Here is a 329-nt window from a genome sequence, read left to right on the forward strand (position 1 = left end):
TTCTTAAGGGTTCGGCAAAGTCACGTCAGACAGTTGGCGCAACGCAGGATAAGGTGACATTTCAAGGTCGCTGTAGTGTCCGTGCACGTCGTTTAACACCAACACCGGCGGTTACAACGGTAGTAGATGAAGTAAAGTGGCAGGCGCTTTATGGTGCTTATCCTTTGCAAAGCACAACGTATGAGCATGAAACGGTTTTTCGTGCGCGTACTTATGCAACCACTGGAGCTTTATCTGTTAAGTCCCGCAAGATCAATTTTGATCTTCAGCGAATGTTGCCGACTTATAAAAACGGGGCAATGACAACAGAGCTATATCCAACGTCTAGC

At 46.8% G+C, this 329-nt stretch carries 1 protein-coding gene; it reads left to right on the forward strand.

What is annotated here, in order from left to right:
* Nucleotides 1-53: 53 nt before the first annotated feature.
* Nucleotides 54-329, forward strand: a 276-nt coding sequence (locus ACNQ0W_RS25480) for a hypothetical protein (protein WP_417933320.1), incomplete at its 3' end; no start/stop codon positions are given.

It is taken from the genome of Enterobacter cloacae complex sp. 6730903 (assembly GCF_048283985.1).
GTDB classification, from domain to species: Bacteria; Pseudomonadota; Gammaproteobacteria; order Enterobacterales; family Enterobacteriaceae; genus Enterobacter; species Enterobacter hormaechei_C.